Below are 10182 nucleotides of genomic sequence, written 5' to 3'. Positions count from 1 at the left end.
CTGCCACGCCGGCCCCCCGGCCCGTCGTCCCCCTCGTCGAGCCGGTGCCCCTTCTGGACGACCCGGGTCCCAAGGCGACGCCCGTGCGGGGGTTCGACGCCGTGGCCGAGGCCGTCCTGGGGGAGGGGCTGGTGGTCGACGAGAGCGCGGTGCTCGCGGAGCCGGTCGGCCGGATCAGCGAGGCCGTGCGGGAAGGGCGGACCGATCTGGCCGCCGAATTGGCGGAGCGGGTGATCGGCGAGGCGTCCCAGACCCTGGGCGCGGAGCATCCCGATGTGCTGCGGGTGCGTGAACTCGCCGCCTACATCGCCTACTTGGGCGGCGAGCCGGACCAGGCCGCGGAGATCTCCCTCGACCTGGCCGGCATCCACCACCGCGCCGGGGACGCCGAGGCGGCCTACGGCAACGTGCAGAGCGCGGCCACCGCGTGGAAGGCCGTACGGGATCCGCTGCGGGGCCTGGCCCTCGGGCGCGAGCTGCTCACCCTGTGGACCGACCTGGCCGCCGGGGAGGGCCCGGCGGCCGAGGAGCCCGACAAGCTGGAGTCGGCCCGCGCCCGGATGCTCCGCCTCGCGGAACGCGCCCGGAACATCGACGCCTAGCGGAGAAGGGCCGTTACTGCGACAGCTCCCACACGGCGTACGCCACCGCGTCACTGTTGCGGTCCAGGGCCGTGTCGTTGATGTTGGCCGTGGTGTCGCACGACGAGTGGTAGCAGCGGTCGAAGGCCAGCCCCGAGGTGCCGCCCCACTTGGTGGCCTGGGCCGCCGTCTTGATGTAGTCGGCCCCGCTGAACAGGCCGCCCACCGGTACGCCCGCGTTCTTGAACGGCGCGTGGTCGGAACGGCCGTCGCCCTCGGTCTCGATCTCGGTCGGGACGCCGATGCCGGCGTAGTACGTCTTGAAGGTCTTCTCGATGGCCGGGTCGTCGTCGTAGACGAAGTAGCCGGGGTTCGGCGAGCCGATCATGTCGAAGTTGAGGTAGCCGCTGATGCGTGAACGGTTCGCCGTCGAGAGGCTGTTGACGTAGTACCGCGAGCCGACCATGCCCAGCTCCTCCGCGCCCCACCAGGCGAATCTCAGGTGCTTCGTGGGGTGGAAGCCGGCCCGGGACACCGCGAGCGCGGTCTCCAGGACGGCCGCCGAACCGGAGCCGTTGTCGTTGATGCCCGCGCCCGCCGTGACGCTGTCGAGGTGCGAGCCGGACATGACGACCTGGTTGGTGTCGCCGCCCGGCCAGTCGGCGATCAGGTTGTAGCCGGTGCGGCCGGAGGACGTGAACTGCTGGGTCGTCGTGGTGAATCCGGCGGCGTCCAGCTTGGCCTTCACATAGTCGAGCGAGGCCTTGTAACCGGTCCGGCCGTGCGCCCGGTTGCCGCCGTTGGCGGTGGCGATGGACTGGAGCTGGGCCAGGTGCGCCTTCACGTTGGCCACCGGGATGTCGGGGGCCGCGGCCACCGCGGGCTGTTCCGCGGGGGCCGCGCCGGCTATGGATCCGCCGGCCAGGAGGGAGACGGTGGCGACGACGGCGGTGGCCGTGACGCGTCCGGGAACCGAGAGCTTCATGTGGGGGGCTCCGAATTCCGTGGGAATCCCTGGAGTCACAGGGATTCCACAGTGAATGGGTGCCTGGATGGTGAAGCTGCGGTTGACTTACCGTCAAGGGCGGAATCCGGTCAGGGGAGTTCGTATACCGGACCGACGGCGATCAGTGGACGCAGAATTCGTTCCCTTCCGGGTCCGTCATGACCACCCACGCTCCCGACGGTTCGCTGACCTCGCTCAGCACGCTCGCCCCCAGGGCCGTCAGCCGCTCCACCTCGGCGGGGCGCAGGCCCTCCCCGGGATGCAGGTCGAGATGGAGCCGGTTCTTGACGGTCTTCGGCTCCGGTACGCGCTGGAAGAGCAGCCGCCGCCCCAGACCGGTGCCGCTGTCCTTGTCGTACGGGTCGTCGGGGTGGCGTACGGCGACCAGGTCCCGGAAGGCCAGCCTGGCGTGCCACTCGACGGTGGCCTCGCGCGGCAGCGCGCCGAGCTCCAGCAGCCGCTGGATCAGGGCGTCGTTGTCCTCGGTCTCGTAGTGCAGGGCGGCGGCCCAGAAGTCGGCCTGGGCGTGCGGGTCGGCGGCGTCGATCACGACTTTCCAGTGCACGGGTGTCATACCGTCACTTATAGCGGTGACCACTGACAGCGAGCCCTCTCACACGTCCGGGCCACCCGTCGGACGCAGTCCGTTCGCCCGCCTCTCCCGCCGCGGTCTACGGCCTGGCGGCGGGGGAGTCCAGCGCCTCCGGACCCGTGGCTGGGGCCTCCGCCTTCCGCGGGCCACCGACCGTGCCCGCGGCCATGGGGGTGCCGGGGGTGCCGGACCTCGTGAGCTGCCTCCTGGCCGTTCGCGCGGTGCGCAGGGCGTCCCAGGTGAGCAGTGTCAGCGCCAGCCAGACCAGCGCGAATCCGGCCCAGCGCTCGGGCGGCATGGCCTCGTGGAAGTAGAAGATGCCGAGCAGGAACTGGAAGACCGGGGCCAGGTACTGCAACAGCCCCAGCGTGGACAACGGCACCCGGATCGCCGCGGCGCCGAAGCAGACCAGCGGGAGCGCGGTGACGATGCCGGTGGAGGCGAGCAGGACGGCGTGCCCCGGGCCCTCGGAGGCGAAGCTGAGGTCCCCGCGGCCGCTCAGCCACAGCAGGTAGCCGAGCGCGGGCAGGAACTGGATCGCGGTCTCGGCGGCCAGCGACTCCACGCCCCCGAGGTTCACCTTCTTCTTGACCAGGCCGTACGTGGCGAAGGAGAAGGCGAGCGTGAGGGAGATCCACGGCGGCCGCCCGTACCCGACGGTGAGGACGAGCACCGCGGCGGCGCCGATCCCGACCGCCAGCCACTGCACCCGCCGCAGCCGCTCCTTGAGCAGCAGCACGCCCATCGCGATGGTGACGAGCGGATTGATGAAGTACCCGAGGGAGGCCTCCACCACGTGGCCACTGTTGACGGCCCAGATGTAGACGCCCCAGTTCACGGTGATGACGGCGGCGGCCACGGTGACGAGCGCCAGCCTGCGCGGTTGCCGCAGCAGCTCACCGGCCCAGGCCCAGCGCCGTACGACGACGAGCGCGACGGCCACGAAGACGAGCGACCACACCATCCGGTGGGCGAGGATCTCCGCGGCTCCGGCGGGCTTGAGCAGCGGCCAGAACAGGGGCACGAGCCCCCACATCCCGTACGCGGCGAAGCCGTTCAGCAGACCTATGTGCCGCTCGCCCCTCGACTTCACGGACTCTCCTCCTCGCGCTGTCCCTCGCCCGCACGAAGGTAACGCCGGACACCCCCGCCTGTCATGCCCGTATCGCCATACGGTCATGACAGGCGGGGGCGGGGGTCAGCCCTTGAGCGCGGCCTCGATCGACGCGGCGACCGGGGTGGCCGGACGGCCGATCAGCCGGGACAGGTCGCCGGAGGTGACGATCAGCTCGCCCTTCTCGATGGAGGCGTCGACGCCGGCCAGGATCTCGGCGAAGGGGGCGGGCACCCCGGCGCCGGTCAGGATGCCGGTGAAGACCTCGACGGGGACGGCCTTGTAGGCGATCTCCTTGCCGGTCTGCTTGCTGAGCTCGGCCGCGTACTCGGCGAAGCCCCAGGGCTCGTCGCCGCCGAGCTCGTACGTCGAGTTCTCGTGCCCCTCGCCGGTCAGTACGGCGACCGCGGCGGCCGCGTAGTCGGCGCGCGAGGCGGTGGAGATGCGGCCCTCACCGGCTGCCTGCACGACGGCGCCGTGCTCCAGGGCGGGGGCGAGGTTCTCGGTGTAGTTCTCGTTGTACCAGCCGTTGCGCAGCAGCGAGTAGGGCAGACCGGAGGCGAGCAGGGCCTTCTCGGTGGCCCGGTGGTCGTCGGCGAGCGCGGCGGTCAGGGTGCCGGGGGCGCTGGTGTACGCGAGGAGCGCCACGCCCGCGGCCTTGGCGGCGTCGATGACGACCTGGTGCTGGGCGGGGCGGCCCTTGTCGAACTCGTTGCCGGAGATCAGCAGCACCTTGTCGCCGGCCGCGAAGACGCTGTCGAAGGTCTCGGGGCGGTTGTAGTCGGCGACGGCTATCTTCACGCCCTTCGCCGCGAGGTCGGCGGCCTTCTCCGGGGTGCGGACGACGGCGGTGACCTGCTCGGCGGGAACCTTCTCGAGCAGCTGCTCGACGACGAGACGGCCGAGGTGTCCGGTGGCTCCGGTGACGACGATGCTCATGATGTGGGATCTCCTTGTGGGGTGCGTTGGCACTAACCATAGGGGATGCGCTAACTCTGCGAAAGTACCCACTTTGAAGTAAGGTACTGGCATGACGGTAAGTAGGGACTCGATCCTGGCGGAGGCGGCGCGGGCCACGGGCGAGGAGCTGTGCCCCCACCGCCTGGTCCTGGAACACGTCACGAGCCGCTGGGGTGTCCTGGTCCTGCTTCACCTCCTGGACCGCCCCCACCGCTTCAGCGAACTGCGCCGCGCGATCGGCCGGGTGAGCGAGAAGATGCTGACCCAGACCCTGCAGACCCTGGAACGCGACGGCCTGGTTCACCGCGACGCCAAGCCGGTGATTCCACCCCGGGTGGACTATTCGCTGACGGATCTGGGCCGGGAGGCCGCCGAGCAGGTGCGGGGTCTGGCGGAGTGGACGACGCGGCGGATGGGGGCGGTGCAGAAGGCGCGAGAGGGGTACGACGCGCGGAAGAGGGGTTCTGAGCAGGGCTGATGGCCCACTGATGGCCCTTGGTCGGCTCCCTTGAAGGCATGTGCACGGCGCCAGGGGGCACACATAGGTCAGGGCGTTGGCCGACATGCGAGACACGTCCACCCATGCGCCCCCTCTCCGCCTCCCGCGCCGCCTTGAGTCGACGGGCACGCTGGATGCGGAGTGCCACGCCCACCGTGCACGGACCCGCCACGCCACTTTCCGGCGCACGGTCACCGGATCCAGGGGGATGCCTTGACATGGCCACACAGACTCCGGCCGTCCGCCGCAGCAGGATCGGTTCTGCTGTCGCTTCGGGACGCGGCCTGATGCGAGCCTTCTTCTCCCGGGGCGCCCGGCGCCGACGCCAGGAGGACGTCTTGCTGGAACTGCTCGGTCAGCTCAGGCTGATGACGGAGGAGATCCACCGGGCGAACCTGATCCAGCAGTACCGGCTCACCCTGAAGCAGATGGACCGGGCCATCGATGATCCGTCCCTGGCGGACGCGGGGAGCACGCTGACGGGCCTTTCCGAAGTCAAACGGCGTCAAATGATCTTCGCCAACCGGGAGTACGGAAGCCTTCTGATGGCTCATCAGATCGGCATGTACACCTGGGACGAACTCGTGGGGCATCTGCGGGTGCTGTGCCGCAACAAACTGTTCGCCGAGTACTGGGACCGCACCGTCGAGCACCGCAGGTCCCTGCCCGCGGAGTCGACGGAGGCGCGGGTCGGTGAGGTCGTCGACATGATGATCGAGGAGCTCGCGGATGATCCGCAACAGTGGTGGGTGGTGGGTCCGGATCCAGGCGGTCGCGCCTCCTGAGCGGCCTCGGTGACTGTCGACTTGTCGGCGGGATCACGTGGCCGACTTAAGGACGAGGACACAGGGCGACATGGTTACAGCAAGTTACGAGATTCGGGCAGTCGTGTGGCAATCTGTGACGGTCGGCCGTATGTGGTGTGACGCCGCCGCGACGCGGAAGGGCTCTCTCGCGCGCGCGTCGGCACTTCAGATCCAGTGGCCTTCTCCGCTGCGTGCTGATCCCTGTGCTGTCTCTCGGCGGGCTTGGGTGTGCCGCCTCCGTCGACATGCCCGGGCAGCCGGGGGCGCGAGGGGACGTACAGAGGGAGCCCGCAGGTGTCAGTGCGCATCGTTCGCCGTCTCGGAGACCCACCCAAGCTGCGAGGCAGTGGGACGATGGAAACCTGCCCTGACCTCTTCGAGCTGAGTGACGGAAGTTTCGCGGTCATCGGTACCGACCGCACCGAAGAGCTGGACTCACTGCTCCCGGCCGACGCCGCACGGGCCGACTACGAGCGCATTGTTGTGATCACCCGGGACACCCTGCTTCGCGCCAAGCGGGACATCCCCGACGCGTGACGTGGAAGGGCCCGGAAGCCGCGTCGGCTCCGGGCCCTCCGCATGCCGCTTGGCGGTCAGCCGACGACCGTCCAGGTGTCCCCGCCCGCCAGCAACGCCCCCAGATCCCCCTTGCCGTTCTGTTCGATCGCCGTGTCCAGCTGGTCCGACATCTGGGTGTCGTACACCGGTCGGTCCACCGAGCGGAACACGCCGATCGGGGTGTGGTGGAGCGTGTCCGGGTCGGCCAGGCGGGACAACGCGAAGGCGGTCGTCGGGGACGCCGCGTGCGCGTCGTGGACCAGGATCTGCGACTCGTTCGACGGAGTCACCGGCACCACCTTCAGGTCACCGGTCGCCGGGTCGCGGACCACGCCCTTGGACAGCTCGGCGCCGAAACGGATCGGCTGTCCGTGCTCCAGCCGGATCACCGCCTCCTCCGCCTGCTGCTTGTCCTTGAGCGCCTCGAAGGCGCCGTCGTTGAAGATGTTGCAGTTCTGGTAGATCTCGATCAGGGCCGTACCCGGATGGGCCGCCGCCTCCCGCAGCACCGACGTCAGGTGCTTGCGGTCCGAGTCCACCGTCCGGGCCACGAAGGACGCCTCCGCCCCGATGGCGAGGGACACCGGGTTGAACGGCGCGTCCAGCGACCCCATCGGCGTCGACTTCGTGATCTTGCCGACCTCGGAGGTGGGGGAGTACTGCCCCTTCGTGAGGCCGTAGATCCGGTTGTTGAACAGCAGGATCTTCAGGTTCACGTTCCGGCGCAGGGCGTGGATCAGGTGGTTCCCGCCGATCGACAGCGCGTCACCGTCACCGGTGACGACCCACACCGACAGGTCCCGCCGCGACGCCGCCAGCCCCGTCGCGATCGCCGGCGCCCGCCCGTGGATGGAGTGCATGCCGTACGTGTTCATGTAGTACGGGAAACGGGACGAGCAGCCGATGCCCGAGACGAAGACGATGTTCTCCTTGGCCAGCCCCAGCTCCGGCATGAACCCCTGGACCGCCGCGAGGATCGCGTAGTCACCGCAGCCGGGGCACCAGCGGACTTCCTGGTCGCTCTTGAAGTCCTTCATCGACTGGCGGGCCTCGGCCTTGGGGACGAGCTGGAGCGCCTCGATCGTGCCCGTGCCTTCCGTGGACGTCTCAGCCATCGATGGCCTCCTTGAGAGCCGTGGCGAGCTGTTCGGCCTTGAACGGCATGCCGTTGACCTGGTTGTAGCTGTGCGCGTCTACCAGGTACTTCGCCCGGATCAGGGTCGCGAGCTGCCCGAGGTTCATCTCCGGGATGACGACCTTGTCGTACGCCTTCAGCACCGCGCCCAGGTTGCGCGGGAAGGGGTTGAGGTGGCGCAGATGCGCCTGCGCGATCGACTCCCCGGCCGTGCGCAGCCGTCGTACGGCGGCGGTGATGGGGCCGTACGTCGATCCCCAGCCCAGCACCAGCGTGCGCGCCCCGTGCGGATCGTCGACCTCCACCTCCGGTACGTCGATGCCGTCGATCTTGGCCTGGCGGGTCCGGACCATGAAGTCGTGGTTGGCGGGGGAGTAGGAGATGTTGCCCGTGCCGTCCTCCTTCTCGATGCCGCCGATGCGGTGTTCGAGACCGGGAGTGCCGGGCACGGCCCAGGGGCGGGCCAGGGTCTGCGGGTCGCGCTTGTAGGGCCAGAAGACCTCGGTGCCGTCGTCCAGGGTGTGGTTCGGGCCCTGGGCGAACTGCACGGTCAGGTCCGGGAGTTCGTCCAGCTCCGGGATCCGCCAGGGCTCGGAGCCGTTGGCCAGGTAGCCGTCGGAGAGCAGCATCACCGGGGTCCGGTAGGTCAGCGCGATCCGGGCCGCCTCCAGCGCCGCGTCGAAGCAGTCGGCCGGGGTGCAGGGGGCCACGATCGGCACCGGCGCCTCGCCGTTGCGCCCGTACATCGCCTGGAGCAGGTCGGCCTGCTCGGTCTTGGTCGGCAGACCGGTCGAGGGCCCGCCTCTCTGGATGTCGATGACGAGGAGCGGCAGCTCCAGCGAGACCGCGAGCCCGATGGTCTCCGACTTGAGGGCCACCCCCGGCCCCGAGGTCGTCGTCACCGCGAGCGAGCCGCCGAAGGCCGCGCCCAGGGCGGCGCCGATGCCGGCGATCTCGTCCTCGGCCTGGAAGGTCCGTACGCCGAAGTTCTTGTGCTTGCTCAGCTCGTGCAGGATGTCCGAGGCCGGGGTGATCGGGTACGAGCCGAGGAACAGCGGCAGGTCCGCCTGTCGGGACGCGGCGACCAGTCCGTAGGACAGGGCGAGGTTCCCGGAGATGTTGCGGTAGGTGCCGACCGGGAAGGCCTTGGTGGCCGGGGCGATCTCGTAGGAGACGGCGAAGTCCTCGGTCGTCTCGCCGAAGTTCCAGCCGGCCCGGTAGGCCGCCAGGTTCGCCTCGGCGATCTCCGGCTTCTTCGCGAACTTGGTCCGCAGGAACTTCTCGGTGCCCTCGGTGGGCCGGTGGTACATCCACGACAAGAGGCCGAGCGCGAACATGTTCTTGCTGCGCTCGGCCTCTTTGCGACTGAGGTCGAAATCCTTGAGGGCCTCGACGGTCAGCGTGGTCAGGGGGACCGGGTGAAGGCTGTACCCGTCGAGCGAGCCATCCTCCAGCGGCGAGGCCGCGTACCCCACTTTCTGCATCGCCCGTTTGGTGAACTCGTCCGTGTTGACGATGATCTCCGCACCGCGAGGCAGGTCGGCGATGTTCGCTTTCAGGGCCGCCGGGTTCATGGCCACGAGCACGTTCGGAGCGTCACCCGGCGTGAGGATGTCGTGGTCGGCGAAGTGGAGCTGGAAGGAGGAGACGCCCGGCAGGGTTCCGGCAGGGGCCCGGATCTCGGCGGGGAAGTTGGGAAGGGTGGACAGGTCGTTGCCGAAGGACGCCGTCTCCGAGGTGAAACGGTCCCCGGTGAGCTGCATCCCGTCGCCGGAGTCGCCCGCGAAACGAATGATCACCCGGTCGAGGCGGCGGACGTCCTTCACACCGGCCTCTTTGCGCTGCTCTCCCACGACGGCTTCGTCGGCCTGCTCCGCTGAGCTGCTGACCTGACTGGTCACTGAACTGGACCTCCCTCGAGGCGGCTGTTCGGGAGCGGCCTTCCCGCAGGCCTTCCCAGGATCAACCCTACGACCGCAGGGGTCGCCTTCCCTCGGCCATTCGCATGATGGACGTGGTTTTGAGACGTTATGAAGCCCTGACTTGTCACGATTTACTCGCCCCCGGCGCTTTCCTTGAAGACGCTCCCTGGTGTCCCGCGGTTCTCCCGTTTCCTGACACGGTGTCAGGCGCTCATGAGTTCAGATACGTGAGCACGGCCAGCACCCTGCGGTGGTCCCCGTCGCTCGGGGACAGTCCGAGTTTCAGGAAGATGTTGCTGACGTGCTTCTCCACGGCCCCGTCGCTGACCACCAGCTGCCGCGCGATCGCCGAGTTGGTCCGGCCCTCGGCCATCAGCCCCAGGACCTCCCGCTCCCGGGGGGTCAGATGGGCGAGCACGTCCTGCTTGCGGCTGCGTCCCAGCAGCTGAGCGACCACCTCGGGGTCGAGAGCGGTGCCGCCCTCGGCCACCCGTACCACCGCGTCCACGAACTCACGCACCTCCGCGACCCGGTCCTTGAGCAGGTATCCCACCCCGCGACTGGACCCGGCCAGCAGCTCGGTGGCGTACCGCTCCTCGACGTACTGCGACAGTACGAGTACCCCGAGTCCGGGATGTGCCTTGCGCAGTTGTACGGCGGCCCGCACGCCTTCGTCCGTGTGCGTCGGAGGCATCCGCACATCGGCGACCACGACGTCGGGCAGCTCGCCCTGGGCGTCCAGCTCGCCGATGGTCTTGATCAGTGCCTCCCCGTCGCCCACACCGGCCACGACGTCGTGCCCGCGGTCGGTCAGCAACCGGGTCAGGCCCTCCCTCAGCAGCACTGAATCCTCGGCGATGACCACCCGCACCCTGTCCTCCACGACTCTCGGCCCCCCAGCCCACTGCCTGCCCGTCCACCGGACAAGTCCAGCATTCCAGCATTCGGATGCGGAGGGGCGCGGGCAACGGGATTAAGGGGCCGCGGATACGAACACGGGGGCGAGAAA

10 protein-coding genes and 1 pseudogene are annotated in these 10182 nt (G+C 69.2%); 4 read left to right on the top strand and 7 right to left on the bottom strand.

What is annotated here, in order from left to right; translation table 11 throughout:
* A pseudogene (locus tag EHS43_RS26775) lies at positions 1-602 on the top strand (hypothetical protein); the annotation flags it as partial.
* A gap of 13 nt (positions 603-615) precedes the next feature.
* On the opposite strand, the gene EHS43_RS26770 reads toward EHS43_RS26775, so the two are convergent.
* The 4 genes from EHS43_RS26770 to EHS43_RS26755 all read right to left on the bottom strand — a co-directional run bounded on the left by EHS43_RS26770 (position 616) and on the right by EHS43_RS26755 (position 4232).
* Entirely contained in the window at positions 616-1566 is a 951-nt protein-coding gene (locus EHS43_RS26770; protein WP_125193312.1) for a M28 family metallopeptidase, read from the bottom strand.
* A 142-nt stretch (positions 1567-1708) separates the two neighbouring features.
* Positions 1709-2161 (bottom strand): VOC family protein, encoded by a 453-nt coding sequence (locus EHS43_RS26765; protein ID WP_125193311.1) that lies wholly within the window; start codon positions 2159-2161, stop codon positions 1709-1711.
* 97 nt (positions 2162-2258) lie between these two features.
* A complete protein-coding gene (gene rarD / locus EHS43_RS26760) occupies positions 2259-3272 on the bottom strand; it encodes an EamA family transporter RarD (RefSeq protein ID WP_125193310.1) in 1014 nt (337 codons plus the stop codon).
* Between the two features lie 105 nt (positions 3273-3377).
* A complete protein-coding gene (locus tag EHS43_RS26755; protein WP_125193309.1) occupies positions 3378-4232 on the bottom strand; it encodes an SDR family oxidoreductase in 855 nt (284 codons plus the stop codon).
* Between the two features lie 91 nt (positions 4233-4323).
* Here EHS43_RS26755 and EHS43_RS26750 point away from each other — a divergent pair, with 91 nt between their 5' ends.
* The 3 genes from EHS43_RS26750 to EHS43_RS26740 all read left to right on the top strand — a co-directional run bounded on the left by EHS43_RS26750 (position 4324) and on the right by EHS43_RS26740 (position 6095).
* A complete protein-coding gene (locus EHS43_RS26750) occupies positions 4324-4731 on the top strand; it encodes a helix-turn-helix domain-containing protein (protein WP_125193308.1) in 408 nt (135 codons plus the stop codon).
* A 239-nt stretch (positions 4732-4970) separates the two neighbouring features.
* Positions 4971-5537, top strand: coding sequence for a DUF6082 family protein (locus EHS43_RS26745; RefSeq protein WP_125193307.1), 567 nt, complete (start codon positions 4971-4973; stop codon positions 5535-5537).
* A 321-nt stretch (positions 5538-5858) separates the two neighbouring features.
* Positions 5859-6095, top strand: coding sequence for a hypothetical protein (locus EHS43_RS26740; RefSeq protein ID WP_125193313.1), 237 nt, complete (start codon positions 5859-5861; stop codon positions 6093-6095).
* A 56-nt stretch (positions 6096-6151) separates the two neighbouring features.
* On the opposite strand, the gene EHS43_RS26735 is transcribed toward EHS43_RS26740, so the two are convergent.
* The 3 genes from EHS43_RS26735 to EHS43_RS26725 form a co-directional block, all read right to left on the bottom strand.
* Positions 6152-7231, bottom strand: coding sequence for a 2-oxoacid:ferredoxin oxidoreductase subunit beta (locus tag EHS43_RS26735; protein ID WP_125193306.1), 1080 nt, complete (start codon positions 7229-7231; stop codon positions 6152-6154).
* Positions 7224-9152 carry a 2-oxoacid:acceptor oxidoreductase subunit alpha gene (locus EHS43_RS26730; protein WP_125193305.1) on the bottom strand — a complete coding sequence of 643 codons (1929 nt, stop codon included), beginning with the start codon at positions 9150-9152 and terminating at the stop codon, positions 7224-7226. Before EHS43_RS26730 ends, EHS43_RS26735 begins: the two co-directional genes overlap by 8 nt.
* A gap of 232 nt (positions 9153-9384) precedes the next feature.
* Positions 9385-10044, bottom strand: a complete 660-nt coding sequence (locus EHS43_RS26725) for a response regulator transcription factor (RefSeq protein WP_028808164.1) — start codon at positions 10042-10044, stop codon at positions 9385-9387.
* Positions 10045-10182 lie beyond the last annotated feature (138 nt).

The sequence above is a fragment of the Streptomyces sp. RP5T genome (assembly GCF_003933965.1).
GTDB lineage: Bacteria > Actinomycetota > Actinomycetes > Streptomycetales > Streptomycetaceae > Streptomyces.
Note: the sequence above shows the minus strand (reverse complement) of the source record. Positions and strands in the feature narration are given on the sequence as shown.